The 14,809-nt window shown below is 48.5% G+C and carries 9 protein-coding genes and 4 pseudogenes; 6 read left to right on the top strand and 7 right to left on the bottom strand.

Annotation, left to right across the window (positions count from 1 at the left end; all coding sequences use genetic code 11):
- Positions 1-1,085: 1,085 nt before the first annotated feature.
- Both Q9R34_RS21315 and Q9R34_RS21310 read left to right on the top strand, forming a co-directional pair.
- Positions 1,086-2,066 (top strand): RepB family plasmid replication initiator protein, encoded by a 981-nt coding sequence (locus tag Q9R34_RS21315; protein ID WP_033755755.1) that lies wholly within the window; start codon positions 1,086-1,088, stop codon positions 2,064-2,066.
- 796 nt (positions 2,067-2,862) lie between these two features.
- Complete coding sequence (locus Q9R34_RS21310) at positions 2,863-3,132, top strand: hypothetical protein (protein ID WP_127908357.1); 270 nt, start codon at positions 2,863-2,865, stop codon at positions 3,130-3,132.
- A gap of 129 nt (positions 3,133-3,261) precedes the next feature.
- Here Q9R34_RS21310 and Q9R34_RS21305 read toward each other — a convergent pair whose 3' ends face one another.
- The 3 genes and pseudogenes from Q9R34_RS21305 to Q9R34_RS21295 form a co-directional block, all read right to left on the bottom strand.
- Positions 3,262-4,242 (bottom strand): ParB/RepB/Spo0J family partition protein, encoded by a 981-nt coding sequence (locus Q9R34_RS21305; RefSeq protein ID WP_485896359.1) that lies wholly within the window; start codon positions 4,240-4,242, stop codon positions 3,262-3,264.
- Positions 4,239-5,450 (bottom strand): AAA family ATPase, encoded by a 1,212-nt coding sequence (locus tag Q9R34_RS21300; protein ID WP_033755685.1) that lies wholly within the window; start codon positions 5,448-5,450, stop codon positions 4,239-4,241. The genes Q9R34_RS21305 and Q9R34_RS21300 overlap by 4 nt, the downstream gene beginning before the upstream one ends.
- Before the next feature lie 461 nt (positions 5,451-5,911).
- Positions 5,912-6,970 (bottom strand): annotated as a pseudogene (locus Q9R34_RS21295) (SDR family oxidoreductase).
- Between the two features lie 97 nt (positions 6,971-7,067).
- Here Q9R34_RS21295 and Q9R34_RS21290 point away from each other — a divergent pair.
- Positions 7,068-7,961, top strand: a pseudogene (locus Q9R34_RS21290) (LysR family transcriptional regulator).
- A gap of 248 nt (positions 7,962-8,209) precedes the next feature.
- Here Q9R34_RS21290 and Q9R34_RS21285 read toward each other — a convergent pair.
- Both Q9R34_RS21285 and Q9R34_RS21280 read right to left on the bottom strand, forming a co-directional pair.
- Positions 8,210-8,377: pseudogene (locus Q9R34_RS21285) on the bottom strand (IS1 family transposase); the annotation flags it as partial.
- 16 nt (positions 8,378-8,393) lie between these two features.
- Positions 8,394-9,541, bottom strand: a protein-coding gene (locus Q9R34_RS21280) for an IS3 family transposase (RefSeq protein ID WP_485896357.1) whose coding sequence is annotated in 2 segments (ribosomal slippage) — positions 8,394-9,304 and positions 9,304-9,541 — 1,149 coding nt in all. Because the reading frame shifts where the segments join, the coding sequence is not laid out codon by codon here.
- 299 nt (positions 9,542-9,840) lie between these two features.
- Here Q9R34_RS21280 and Q9R34_RS21275 point away from each other — a divergent pair.
- From Q9R34_RS21275 to Q9R34_RS21265, 3 genes and pseudogenes are all read left to right on the top strand, one after another.
- Positions 9,841-10,238: pseudogene (locus tag Q9R34_RS21275) on the top strand (VOC family protein).
- A gap of 370 nt (positions 10,239-10,608) precedes the next feature.
- Positions 10,609-11,217: a DsrE family protein gene (locus Q9R34_RS21270; protein ID WP_048783021.1), complete on the top strand. Its 609-nt coding sequence runs from the start codon at positions 10,609-10,611 to the stop codon at positions 11,215-11,217.
- A 753-nt stretch (positions 11,218-11,970) separates the two neighbouring features.
- Positions 11,971-12,294 (top strand): hypothetical protein, encoded by a 324-nt coding sequence (locus Q9R34_RS21265; protein WP_084886318.1) that lies wholly within the window; start codon positions 11,971-11,973, stop codon positions 12,292-12,294.
- A gap of 952 nt (positions 12,295-13,246) precedes the next feature.
- Here Q9R34_RS21265 and Q9R34_RS21260 read toward each other — a convergent pair.
- Entirely contained in the window at positions 13,247-14,530 is a 1,284-nt protein-coding gene (locus tag Q9R34_RS21260) for a globin domain-containing protein (RefSeq protein WP_103797718.1), read from the bottom strand.
- 116 nt (positions 14,531-14,646) lie between these two features.
- Positions 14,647-14,809 (bottom strand): IS1 family transposase (locus tag Q9R34_RS21255; protein WP_000507499.1); only part of this gene is annotated, 163 nt, incomplete at its 5' end.

The raw sequence follows: 14,809 nt of genomic DNA, 5'->3' as shown, positions 1-14,809 counted from the left end.
GGCTGCGCGAATATGCTGTTCAATTTGCGCTTATGACTGTCACTCTTCTGTCCAGACAAAACGGCGTAAGTTTTCTGTGTCACGGTTGAGTTGATAACTGACACAACCATCCTCTTAAAGTGGTTTCAATAACGCTACGTAACAGCGATTCCACCTGACTTTCTTTGCTCGATTTGGCAATAAAAATAGAAAAGACAGGTACAGTAATATTTTACTCCTTACTGATCAGTAAGTTGGAATGAACCTTTAAGCTGATTAATTGTGCTTAATTTCATTAGCAGAGTCTATTATGATGCTTTTTAACAATGATTTTCTCAGAAGGGTTTACATCAATAAATGAAGACATACCTGTGTTGGCTGATTGTTTAGCAACAGGATAATCGACTGCTATGGTTAACGTGACTGGCGAAGTATCCTGAAAAAATTCAGCAGAAGGTAATTTGATGATGACAAGTCCTCGATCCTGCTAATTGCTTTGTTTGCTTGCTCTCTGTTAAATCTGTTGCTGCTACGTTTTGGAAAAACCAGTTCAATCATGAAAAGTCTCCGCAGGGTCTTTCGCATGCCCTCCTAAAACTTTTCAGGCTATGAAGTCTCCTATGGAATGATTTATCCACTGGGTAGATCCTAACAATTCGATCCTTATATGATCCTAATAAGATCCTAAAGAGATCCCCGATCGCTGTAGCCCTTGCCAGCTCTGGCTTAAAAGGGTGATCCCATAAGCTGTAGCAAGTAAAATATAAGCTGCAGTCAGTAAATCATAAGCTATGAAGCGTAGATTATAAGCTGTAACTGGTAAACAAGATAAGCTATAGTGAGTTAAATCACGGTTTTCTCTGCTTAACTGTGGATAATTTTTATCTTTAATTTCATGTTGCTATTCGCTGTCCTGTTTGTTCTGTCTGGATCATACATATTCGATCCACAGCTCAGCGGATCTGAAAGTGCCCTGCGCCACTGCTCGCTTGCTGGGTGCTTTACTCTCTTTACTAGCTAAATTAACGGCTTATAGCGTTAACGATTAGGATCCGGAGCCTGTTTTGGATAACGAAAGCATAGATCTTGATACTCTTTTCCAGGAAATGGACAAATCCACTGGCGAGCTCGTCACCCTAACGCCCAACGCCAATAATACGGTGCAGCCGGTTGCGCTTATGCGGCTCGGTGTTTTTGTTCCGACCCTTAAGTCGTTAAAAAATAGCAAAAAAAATACAATGTCCGTTACGGACGCGACTGAAGAACTCTCCCGGCTTTCGCTGGCCAAGGCAGAAGGCTTCGATAAAGTCGAGATCGTCGGCCCGCGGCTGGACATGGATAATGATTTCAAAACCTGGGTGGGGATTATCCACTCATTCGCCAAGCATAAGGTGATTGGCGATAAGGTACAGCTTCCCTTTGTCGAGTTCGCCAAGCTCTGTGGCATACCGTCTAATCGCTCCTCTAAGAAGCTCAGAGAGCGTATAAGCCCTTCTCTGAAGCGAATTGCGGGAACGGTCATCTCATTCACAGCAAACACCAAAGAGCACTCTAAAGAGTACGTTACGCACCTTGTGCAGTCAGCGTACTACGATACTGCAAAAGATATCGTTATCCTGCAGGCAGATCCCCGGTTGTTTGAGCTTTATCAGTTTGATCGTAAAGTACTTTTGCAGCTTAAAGCTATTAACGTCCTCAAGCGGCGCGAGTCGGCGCAGGCTATCTATACCTTTATCGAAAGCCTGCCAAAAAATCCGGCGCCTATCTCACTTGCGCGCCTGCGCGCCAGGCTTAACCTTAAATCCCCCGTATTCTCTCAAAACCAGACCGTACGGCGCGCTATGGAGCAACTGAAGGAGATTGGCTACCTAGACTATACGGAAGTGCAGAGAGGCCGTGCGGTCTTCTTTAACGTGCACTATCGACGCCCTAAGCTCAAAGCGCCCAGGAACGAGAGCGAAGAAACCATTCCGACCGCAGTGCCTGCACCAGCCAGCCCCGATCCCGAACTGACGAAAAAGCTCGAGGTGCTCGAAAAGCTGGGGATTACGATGGAAGACCTGGAAAAGCTTTTCAAAAACAAGTGATTGCCTTTCCAGTATTGCGCGGATAGGCGTTCAAAAGCATGCATTCCCCGTCAGTTTACTCACTACAGCTTATATAGCCTCTGGTGAGTAAATCTCGCTATGGATACCGCACTACTGACAAGAGCCTAAAGCTGCAGTCTCTTGTTATATACGAGAAACGTAAAATTACCTTTTAAATCATCAATATGTTCTGGCGCCATCCGAAACGTCGTCTGGAACGCACATCACAAATATAAGCTGTAGTGAGTAACTTACTCACTACAGCTTATATACTTTTTTTGTATGCTTTATCACACAGCACCCAGCCAGCCAGCTTTCCTTGTCAGGGAAACCGGGCCATTGCTCGTCCAATGCAGCCTGCCCTCTCTTCCGACATACCAGGCATTCAGGATCTGAACCCTGTCTACAACAGCGACCAGTAACGTCGCACAGACTAACTTATTCAGGTTACTCACTACAGCTTATACAAACTTCAAAAAGAGCCAAATACTTACTACAGCTTATGTCATAAGCTGTAGTGAGTAATATAAACTATAGCGAGTAATTTACTCATTACAGCTTATATCTCTGCCCTGCCCTAATGTTTAAAGAGGAATATTTCAAACCCGGGATTATGTGTAAGATATTGAGGTTTTGCAGATGCTTACTGCATGCTGTCTTGAAAATGCCGGTTTTCAGGCGTGCAATAAAACAACTGTTCAACAGATAAGGTGGCAGCAGCGCAAAAGGTAATTTACTGATTACAGCTGATATGAGGTGACGTCGTATTGCGCGCCTGTATGCCCGGCTCAACAACATGGCACCAGAACCGGCAGAGCCAGCAGAAGCAGCAAGATGCAATAACCATTTTACTGATAAGCCTATTTCAGGGGCAAAACTTAATCTGCTGTCATTAAGACTTAATAAGGCAAGGTTATTTACATGGGCCGAACTGGCTTTACTAATAAACAAAGCATTATCAGATCCGAAAAGACATAACGTCACATACTGGTATGGATACTGTGGTTATCCCTTAAGCGTGATAAAAGGGCTTTCAAAACTGAAAGCGGCGGGAATTTCAGTTTGAAATATTTAGCCTGTTTTTTTATAAAACAGCTGCTTAGAGCATTTTTTTCGCGGGTACTCAGTAGCGATACGCTGCTAGTAGTGCTAAAGGTGAGGCCCTGACAGAGTACCGCTCAGGGCCTTCTTGTTATCAGGCTTTACTTTCAGCCTGCATTTTTTCCAGAATCGTTTTTACCGCGGCATCAAGCTCAGCCTGATAGTGCGTGGGAATACGTGAAAACTCATAAGTGACCAGACGTTTTTCCGCATCCGTCTTCTTACGGGCGAACTGTTTTTTGTCAGCGAACACCGCCATCTTTTCCGTCACGACTTTCTTGTCAGCTTTTGCACTTTTCGCACTGCTGTTTACCGAACGAATGAAACCAATGATTCTGGATTTCGATGTAGGGTCATGCGGATCCAGCGTGGTGTCCCCTTCTATGCGCTCGCGCACCGTCTCTACCAGCTCATCCAGACTGCCCTTTCTTGCTTCCACTTTCTCAGCAATATCAAGCAGCGTCTGATAATCATTAATAGAGAGATCGCTCACCGAGGGAAACAGGCCAATCAGTTCGTCAGGCACCGAAGCGGCCTGAAAAGCCCGGCTGATTTTTGCAGCCGACAGCCCTTCTGCTCTGGCGATCTCTGACTGATTCATGCTCTCGGGATACATCACCATAAGTCGCTTGCCCAGCTCACGCAGCGTATGCTCTTTCGCGGTCTGGATATCGATAGCAAGCTGGCGCGCGTCAGACAGCGAAAGGTCATCTTTAGTGACAAGCACTTCGAAAGGTGTGCCGTTATAGAGGCAGGCGGCGCGACGGCGCGAGCCGTCAAGCACTTCGATACGGCCGTCCACTTCGCGGCCGATGGCGGGAAAGAACTGCTGGAGCTTGATGGTTCGGGAAATATCGCTGACCGACTCCGGCGTAAGAAAAGCCTGGTCGCGGCCGTTTACAGCGGCATCGACATAGGTCTGCGCTTCGATATCATCGTGCAAGATTTTCGTCAGGGCGAAACGTGCTTCGGCGCCAGACTTTAGGATAAAAACGCGCGTGCTTTCCGTTTCGCTCAGCATGCGCGAAAAGCTAGAATTACCCAGCGTGCGGCCCATTTTTTTCATTTCTTTCATGACTGCGAACTCCTGACAAATTCAATCCGTTTAAACACGGCCTGGGTAAAACGTTCTGCCTCGCGTTTAGCATTTTTAAGCGCCTCTGTGCTGCCGGGGTAAGACTGGGGATCGGCGCTGACGATAGTGTCAAACGTCTCTCCGCAGCGCTCGAAGCCATCCAGCCGCGGCAAAGCAGCGTCAAGAATGTAAGAGGTGAACACGTCACGCGCTAAGCCATGCGTCATCTCGTGGTCGCGCTTGGAGGTCATTTTCGACATAAACCCGATATTGCCTTTAATGCGGGGATTAATGCCCTCATCTTCCAGCTGCTCCAGCATTTCCGGAAGACGGGTCAGATATTTGAGCGTGGAATGAAAATCCACCTGCGCAGGCGGCGTCGGCGTAAGCAGCAGATCGCTGGCGGCGATGGCGTTGAGCATAAAGGCATCGAGATGCGGACCGGTATCGATAAAGATAAAGTCATAGTCATCGCCGACGCGATCGATGATGTTACGACGTAACACTTCGGAAGGCAGTACGCCCGGCAGGTGTTCGCGAACCAGATCGTTCCATTGACTGGCGACGAAGCCATCATCAATCGAGGCCGGAATGATGTCCACGCCAGGAATAATCGTTGGCTGAATAATCTCTTTGTGAAGCTGTTCGGCGTCCAGATCGTTAAGCATCGCCTGCGCGGCGGTTTCCATAATTGAGCCGATGCTGTTTGCATGGTTCAGAAACATCGTGCTGGATGCTTGGGGATCGAGATCGATAACCAGATTGCGCAGATCGTACTGCAGCAGGTCCGGATGAACGCGCAGGCCGTGGGCCAGAGTAACGGTGCTGACTGTTTTGGAGACGCCACCCTTGAGGTTCACCACAAAGATGACGAACGGCCCTTCCCCTTTATGGATATCGCGATACTTAGGTACTTTACGATGCGCATAAATATCGACGACATCCTGTACCGTGAGCGCGTAGTGCTTTGTATTGCCGGCATCCTTTTTGCCAAACACGTGACCTTTGGATTCCATTTCGTCAATTGCCTGCTCGACGGCCCGGCGGCTGAGCTTGGGCAAGTTAGCAACCGAATTGCGGGTGAAGGTCTGGTAATACTGATCGAGGCCAAATTCGTGACGCTTATCGATAATATCGTCACTCATACTACGCAACATAGCGTTTGCCCTGCGCGCCGTTTCGTCTACTCCACCGTAATTGCTCTTCATCACTCCGCTCCGTTGGCAATATTTCGGGACAGTGTACAGAGTGTCCTGCTATGTGCAAGATTTTTGCGTTTTCAGTGAAAAATTGTACAGAGCATAATATTTTGTTCATTCACCTTGCCAAATGACAATCTGGCTGTTTTTTGGGCGGAAAAGCAGTGCGGAAAGATAATGAGGAAGGTTGAAAAGTTGCCAGATTACCCATGCTCTTTTCAAATATAAGTTGCTGAAATATATTCTTTTTTATTAATTATTTCACATTGAAATTCCCATGGCGTTAAGTGATCTGCGGTCACGGCGACTCTCGAAATAAAAAAACGCCAGTGTAAAGCGCACAGGTGCGGAACAGTGGATTATGCATTGCGATATATGCGGCGTGTAAATGGATAACCGCGCAGTACAAAGGTTTGAAGACGAAGAGAAGAGACCAGCGCTGGCATATCAAGGATAACCGCAGCGAATCATCAGGAGATAATACGGGCGGCTCTGAGCTGAGAGAATAAGCTAAAAAACATCTCGTCATTCGCGCATGACTGCGTAAAGCCAGTCCGGCGCAGTTTGCTGCCATCACCGAACATATCGTCGTCCCAGCCGAAAACGAATTCTGCGAACTGCCCATCGCTAAGTCGCAGAATATCTGCTTCCTGCAGCTTATATCGTTCAGCTATAGCACGCCAGGTGACGCGATAATCTGCGAACAGCTGCTGAAAAGAAAGCTTGACCGGCGACGCGCACTCCAGCTCAAACCAGTTCGCAATCCGTGGCCAGTGTTCGCTCCAGCGCCAGATATCACCATTATTAACGTTATAAGCCTGATTGCTGGCGTCTGGCGCCGTTGCCGCCCATAGCATCGCTCCCCCAAGCAGGCCCGCATCAGTATGATCGACAATGCTGTGTCAATTTTGAGGCGAACCGGGAAAACGAAGCGGTAATCCTTCTGTCTTACACAACGAAGCATAAAGAGCGATGCTTAGCGTAGGTTCATCGCATTGCCTGGTGCCGTGCTGCCTACTACGCCAGGGCGCAGCGCCTGCCTGCGCCAGTTTTTATGCTGCTGGAAGTCGCTCAACCAGCTGAGCTGAGCGGCGTTAAATTCTGCGCCCGGCACGCCAGGATCGCTCTTGCGCGCCGGCGTTTTAAACGGGCCGAAGTGAGCGCCGTAAACTTTATAGCCCTGCATCAGGCTGACATTCTCCAGTGAAGCGACGAGTTCCACATTGCTCATCAGATTGCGTAATATAGTGACGTTCGGTTCAACCATCGCACTCCAGTTCGCTGCATTCAGCCAGGCGTTATAGAAGATATGCGTCACCGACAAAGCGGTTGCAGCGCTTGGGCGCTTTACAGTGCGCTGAGCAGGTCGACATTTACTGTCATAACGTTATATGCATGCGCTTCAGCACGGCGTGATAGCCCGATAATCTGCCATTTTTTAACCAGCAGGGCGTTAACCATCTGGCTGCGCCGACAATGCCGCTGGCGCCTGCAACCAGCGCGACTTTAGGCGTATCTTTCTGCGTCATCTCTGTTCTCCTGAGTAAGAAAGAAACAAAGTGTGCTATATGTGATTTTCTGCACATGTCCTCTGAACAAGATGACACTTATAAGAAAAACGCTTAAATGAAGAATAAGCTCAGTACGATTGCAACCTTTCTAGGGGTAGCACAAGCGGAATCGTTCTCCGAAGCAGCGCGTCAGTCTGGCATAACGCAATCTGCTTTCAGCCAGAAAATTGCCGCGCTCGAATAGGAACTTGTCACGATTTTGCTGCACCGCACTGCGGGTTAAGGTGCATACCGAGCAGGGCGAATACTACCGCCGTCAAATAGTGCCGCTCCTGGAAGCGATGTAGGAAATCGAAAATCAGCTGCGACTCAGACAACAGCAGTTGCGGGGTATATTACATATACAGCTGCCAAACGGGCTGGGACAGCTTTTTCTGCCGCACCTGCTGACGCTGCAAAAAGATAATCCGGATCTAAACCTGACGCTGGCACTTGATGAACGCCTGTCAGAGCTGGTAAGTGAAGGCGTAGATGTAGCGCTGCGGCTCAGCAGCGAGTAGCCGGATACGCTTACAGCGCGCATGCTGGCATGCATTGAAACGCTATTATTTGCAGCGCCCGATTTAGCGCCGGTTGAATCGCTGGCGGAAGTGGCTAGGCTGCCTCACATTCGCTTCAGGGACATCTCGCAGGCATCGCCGCTTCCTTTGGTAGCAGATAATGAAACGGTTGAGCTGATGGTCAATACCATTTTTCACGCAAGCAACAGCGAAGGGCTGCTTCAGGCACTGTAGACCGGTATCAGCGTTGTGGGTATACAGCTGCTGCTGGCTGCGAAGGCGTTGCAGTCCGGCGAACTGGTTAGAGTACTACCGATCTAGCGTCTGCCAGATCGTTTTTTATATGCGGTCTTTCCTGATGCCCTTTTATTCCCTGGTGAATCAGGCACATCGTGCAGCTGGGTGAATCTTTGCTGAGGGATCTGCCTAGGATGACATTTTGTTCTTAAACGAAAAATGAGAGGATATGAATTAAGACATTTACTCAGACGCTTGCTTAAACCTGCTCCGATAGAATGAAAATGAATGGTCTTTCGGCAAGCGCAGCTGGCTGGCGTCGGTCGTATAAAAACTACCGCGTAACGTCTCTGGGATTTATAAAGAATACGTACCCGCTAACAGGAAGGAAAAAGGGCGCTTTTTTTCTTTGATCCTGCGTTTGAAGGCGTACATTGTTTGCCACGGTAATGACTCCAACTTATTGATAGTGTTTTATGTTCAGATAATGCCCGATGACTTTGTCATGCAGCTCCACCGATTTTGAGAACGACAGCGACTTCCGTCCCAGCCGTGCCAGGTGCTGCCTCAGATTCAGGTTATGCCGCTCAATTCGCTGCGTATATCGCTTGCTGATTACGTGCAGCTGAATCGCCACGGATAATCTAGACACTTCCTAGCCGTTGATAATACTGGTTTTCATATTCTGTCGGTGACATCTGATCGCTGGAACCATGCCGACGCTTACTGTTATAAAACATTTCGATGTAATCAAAAATATCGCTGCGGGCTTCTTCCCGCGTTCCGTAGATCTTTTTCTTTATCCGTTCGCGTTTCAACAACTGGAAAAAGCTTTCTGCAACCGCATTATCATGGCAGTTACCGCGACGGCTCATGCTGCCCTCCAGGCCGTGTGATTTCAGGAACGACTGCCACTCATGGCTTGTGTACTGACTGCCCTGATCCGAATGAACCAGCACCTGTTTTTGGGGATTACGGCGCCATACAGCCATCAGCAGTGCGTTCAGGACAATGTCCTTTGTCATCCGGGATTGCATGGACCAGCCGATAATTTTGCGTGAGAACAGATCAACAACCACGACAAGATACAGCCAGCCTTCGTGGGTCCTGATGTAGGTTATGTCCGTTACCCAACGCTTATCCGGAGCATCCGGATTGAACTGTCGCTGGAGCCTGTTGGGCGACACGATACTGGCCTCGCCTTTACGTGCCCGCGGGCTCCGGTATCCGACCTGAGCCTTTATCCCGACACGTTTCATCAGTCGCCAGACTCTGTTCACTCCGCACTGTTGCCCGCTGTCCCGCAGATCCAGATGGATTTTGCGATAACCATAGACGCATCCCGATTCCAGCCAGAACTGTTTAATCTGTCCTGTCAGTCTCAGGTCTGCCTGATGGCGTTGTGAATGCGGCTGCTGAAGCCAGGCGTAAAAACCACTGGGATGAACATCCAGCACCCGACAGAGCAGGCGAACAGGCCAGCAACAGGTGTTGTCACGGATAAAGGCGTACCTCAGTCGGACAGCTTTGCGAAGTACGCCGCGGCTTTTTTTAATATGTCCCGTTCGTCGGTAACCCGCTTCAGCTCTTTCTGGAGACGGCGGATCTCGGCCTGAGCATCTGACTGTTCTTTATTAGCGGAAGAATCCGGACCGTACTTCTTTATCCAGGCGTAAAGGCTGTGGGTGGTGATATCGAGACGTGTTGCAACGCTGGCAACAGAATAACCGCGATCAACAACCTGTTTGACTGCTTCAATTTTAAACTCTTCGGGATAACGCTTACCGCTCATGGGCACCTCTCTTTAAGCCATCTTAAATGACTCTGAGGTGTCTGTTAAACCCGTGGCGATTCATTTTCCCCGCCCTGAGCGGGTTTTTTTTGTCCTGAAAACGGATGCGTAGCCTGAAGGTATGAAGCGAATCCACCACAACTATTCGGCACTAAGGCGTAAAAAGCTCTCTGCATGTTTTTGTCATGGACTTACCGGAAACATCTTTTGGGTTACCTTCTTCGCGGCAGTTCTTGACCGCACTGTTATGTTAAAAGAGAGTGTTCAGGCAGTTGTACCTGAAACCTGACGGCGCAGAAATGAGAACGCAAAAGCGATCCATGGGATATGTGGCTATGTGGTCGATGACTATGACCGCGAGATTGAGTATTACGCCGACAAGATGGGTTTTTCCCTGGTTGAGGACACACCGCAGCCAGGTAAACGCCGGGTTGTCGTTACACCTAACTTGGAGAGCCACTGTAATCTTCTCCTGACCCACACTTCAAACGAGAGGCAGGAAGATTTTATTGGCAATCAGTGTGGTGGGCGGGTATTCCTGTTCCTGCAGACCGAGACTTCCGGCGTGGCTACACCGCTATGAAAACAAAGGGCGTTCACCGCTGTCAGAAGCCGTGTGAGGGGGAGTATGGGGGGCGCTGTGTTTTATGACATTTATGGCAACCGCTGGGATCTCCACCAGAGCGCTCAGCTCTGATAGCTATGCGACTGCGCACGTCCGGTGCGTGGCCGGGATGCTATATTCAACGTAGTGGACATTTTCAGTCATCATGAGTGAAACGTCTGCTACCCGCTCATACCGGATTCTGCAACTGCGACAGTCCGCTATGTGCAGAAGCGGGCGTTGTTAACATCTTGCTATAGTCAATTATAGAGAGCAGCCCAAACTGGCTATCCTGGAGCGCGATTTGATCCCGCTGCTTAAGAATAATCTGTAAAATTAACAACCTGGTAAGAAAGTATAAAGTAAATGTACGGCTTGCTAGCTGATGCCAAAATGTTTTTGTTAATGTCTTTCTTCACTAATATAAACAGGGCGCTCATGCTCAAGGCGCCCGGAGGGAAACATGCGTTCTGTTATAACTGGAGCACTAATTGCAATCACGAGCGGGCTTATGGGAGCTGCGCTTTGTAATAATCATGCTTTTTTCAAAAGCCTGACTGATCATCCTGCCAGTGTTTCAAACGATCAGTCCGCTGGCTTCTGGATTACACCGGCCGTGAAGGGTTATGGCGAAATCCACTATGAACGCAGTGCTGCCTTCCAGCCCACCCCAGACCTGAGCAATAAAATCGTTTTCAAGGTGGGGCAGGCCGGAGACAACACATCATTGCCGAATCCGGCCCTGGAAAAAGTCGCGCAGGTGGTTAATCTCTATGTTGCAGCCGGGGTTCCCACCAACAAACTCAGATTTGTCGTTGCGGTGAACGGTGGCGCAACGCCGGCGATGCTTGATAACGTGCATTATCAAAAAATATATGGCACTGACAACCCAAACCTTAAGCTCATTTCGGCCCTTCAGAGCCAGGGAGTCAAAGTGAGCATATGCGATCAGGCTATCGCCTGGCATCATTATAAAAAGAACTGGATCGCTGGCTCGGTTATACATACGCCTTCCGCTCTGACCACAATAACAACCTTACAGAACAGGGGTTATGCCTTCCTGGAAATGTAAAGCGGATTGGCAGGCCTTGTTGAATAAATGGAAGGTAGCCTTATTGCGCCTTTCGTCAGATAATTTTCTTAAACCACCTTACACATGCTCAAAGCCTTACTGATATGCAATAAGCCGCTTTTATGTCAGTGATATTACTTCAGTAACACCGCTCCATGTCGCGCCTATAGTAGAAAAGTTATTGACTCCAGCTCAGGTCGGAAACATCAGCAGTCGTGATGAGGTAAAACGCTTTCCCGCCGGCGGACTCAAACAGGCTGGCAGCTTTTTTAATATCATCAACATGAACGGCAAAATGCTGGATGCGGTAACCGCTCAGGGGACCGAAGCCTGCCTTGCTCTCACAGAAAGAAGGCAGCGACTGCAAGCGTCAGGGAGAAAGATGCCTGGCGGAACATTACCCGCGACGTGGTAAAAGCAGGTGCAACTCCGAGTCGCATTCGCTGCACTTCCAGTGCTGATGCTGTCAGCATGCGGCGGCAGTCCTTCGAGGTAGCTAATAACATTACAGCGTTTGGTTAATCTCTTCAGTAAACTCAGCCAGGCGGGAAAGGTCAGCGATGCCGATTTCCCATCAGACATGAAAGATGAACAGCGCGTCAGAATGCTTCGGCTCAATGTTTAACGGTGGTGGGCATGGTACATGGAGGCAAATCAGTTACTCTTCACAGTACAAAAGTTGATTTAAAACTGGTCTCGTAAGTTTAAGTAGACTAGGGTTCAGGCGGAAAACAGCTGATAATTGAGGTCGTTTTGTTTACAGTGGAGCTGGATACTGTAGTTTATGCTTTTCAGATAAGGCAGCTTGCTGCAAGGCATCAGTCCGGAGAGGATTTGAGGCAGATCAAGAACCTGGTGGATGATGTCATAAGGTCTATGGAGGTAAATCTTAAGTATCATTATCATTATCATTATCATTATCAGAATCGCTTACACCTGAAGATGTGGTCCGAACTCTTCAAAAACCTCAATACCTTTACGAATAAATGTTCAGATCCTGACTGGATGACTGTCATCGCCTATGCCAGACGGCAGGTGAGCCGCAAAAAGGGCGCCGCAAAGGCCAGGCTCAAGTAAATACAGACCTCGGCTCGGTCATTGTATTTGATAACCCGATACAGGTTTACCGCCTGGCTTTATTAAAAAGGTCGGCCGGCCGGACACTTCAGGCACGCTAAGGCGCTGAAGCTGCGCCGAACCTGCCGCTAAAAGCATGGAAAACCCTTAACAGGTTTTGAGGTTTGATCAATTCCTGAACCTGATGAAAAAAATAAGAGTGCAATATGGGAAAATATTTTTATCTTTCAAGGCAATTCGAAGTCACGGGTGCTTTGTTTGTACATACAGCTGGGTGTAAATCACTGCCTGGCGTTGAAAATCGCGTTTTTTTGGGCACTTTTTACCATACCCGGGACGCAATGAAGGTAGCGAAATCCAGGGATGCTGAGGCGAGGCCTTGTCCTAGATGCTTTACTTCCCTCTATAAAACATGAATCTGCTGACTACGATCTAATCGGGATAACACCACGCAATCATCTTTGAGCTTTGGAAGAGGGCAGACAGAAATAAATTTCTTATTCTTAAGCGGGTCAGAATGTACTTTCTTTCCCGCTCCGGTCAGGCATTTTGCAAAAGAAAAGAGAATGCAGTTTATTCCGAGCATAAGCGTTTCCGTTTTTCATCTGCAGCATAAACCGCGTATTTCCGGACGCTTATGAACATGGTGAACATGTCATTCATAAACGTGACGTTTTTAACAGGCTTTGTTGTGTGCATTCATTTTTTGCATGGCCTGAAATCAGGCTGCCTCTGCAAACGGTAAGAAAGGTACGCTGCCCGGTTTCATGTGCCCTGCGTAAGTTTTCAGAAAAGCCGTTCCTGTACCTCCTGGCAACGACAGGAAAACCTTGTCAGATGGAAAAGGGACAGCAGAACAAAGCGCTGGGCGGCGGTCAGCGCCCTGTCCCGGTTACAGGGCAATAATTTTTTCGGTAACGCTCAGGCACCTTTTCCTGGGATGATTTACGGATTACAGGTGAACGCCACCTGTGGTAAACGCTTCACTGAAGATCCTCTCCGGTGGGATCCCCAGACGGAGCAGGGCCTGGTATTGCTCCTGCATAAAAGGTACCGGCCCGCAAAGGTAATAGTCAGCCTCTTTCGGTAAACAGGCAGCAGGCATTTCATCCAGCTTAAGACGTCCTTGCATGTGGTAGTTTTTGCCGGCAACCTCACCTTCTTTGACATTTTCATAAGCGATAAACAGATGAAGATTTCTGTTCCGGCGCGCTAAATTCTCCAGCTCTTCACGCAGGGCATGGGCCTCTGAACTGCGGGCCGCATGGATAAAATAAATATCTTTTTTGGCCTCTGACTGCTTTTCCGTGATGGCAGAGTCGCCTGTACCGGCAGCAGAAGATAAATTTGGGTCCGCATGTTCTGCAAGCAGGTGGTTTACCATTGATATCATTGGGGTCAGTCCGACGCCTGCGCTGATAAGAACATTCGTATTATCCGGGTTCAGAAGGTAAAAGTTTCCGGTCGGGGCGCTGAGTTCAACGATGTCACCTTCCTGAACAGCATTATGCAGCGTTGAAGAGACGTAACCGGGATCCTGCCCTTCGATACGGGGATCTTCGCGTTTTACGGATATACGCAGATAATTATCAGCAGGACTGCTCGAAAGACTGTACTGGCGGGGTTGTCTAATCCCCAAGGCAGGTACCATAACCCGGAGCGTGATATACTGGCCCGGTTTATAAGGAGGCAGCGCCTGTCTGTCCTTGGGGACAAGATAAAATGATGTAATTTCGGCACTTTCCATGACTTTTCTGTCCACAATAAAATCACGCCAGCCAACCCAGCTGCCGCTGGTATTTTTATGCTCCTCATACAGTTGTTTCTCCGTCGCGATAAAAATATCAGCCAGCTGCTGATACGCTTCCGCCCAGGCCCTGATTAATTCATCATCCATGGAGATATTAAGCACTTCACTGATGGAATGGAGCAGATTTTCGCCAACAGTATCATAATCAGGAGTCTGTATATTCAAACTGACGTGCTTATGGCAGATAAGCTCAATAACCGGTGCCAGCACACCGGGATTATCAATATTTTCAGCATACGCCAGCACTGCGCCAGCCAGCGCTTTGGCCTGAGCACCGCTTCGCTGATGCCCCATATTAAACGTTTCTTTCAGGTCAGGGTTGTTTTTTAACATTCTCTTGTAAAAATAATCGGTCAGCGCCACTCCGTTTTCTTTCAGAACGGGGACTGTAGCTTTAACCTGTTCTTTTTGTTTTTCACTTAACATATTAACCTCACAATGCCTTCATGCTGCCGTAACGAATAAACTGAACCCAGAGTTTAGTATGGCCGAGTCAGGCCTTTCCACCCTTAAGCATAATCACAGACGGTAATGGTCCCAACTTATTGATAGTGTTTTATGTTCAGATAATGCCCGATGACTTTATCATGCAGCTCCACCGATTTTGAGAACGACAGCGACTTCCGTCCCAGCCTTGCCAGATGCTGCCTCAGATTCAGGTTATGCCGCTCAATTCGCTGCGTATATCGCTTGCTGATTACGTGC

This window comes from Enterobacter sp. BRE11 (genome assembly GCF_031844285.1).
GTDB lineage: Bacteria > Pseudomonadota > Gammaproteobacteria > Enterobacterales > Enterobacteriaceae > Pantoea.
Note: the sequence above shows the minus strand (reverse complement) of the source record. Positions and strands in the feature narration are given on the sequence as shown.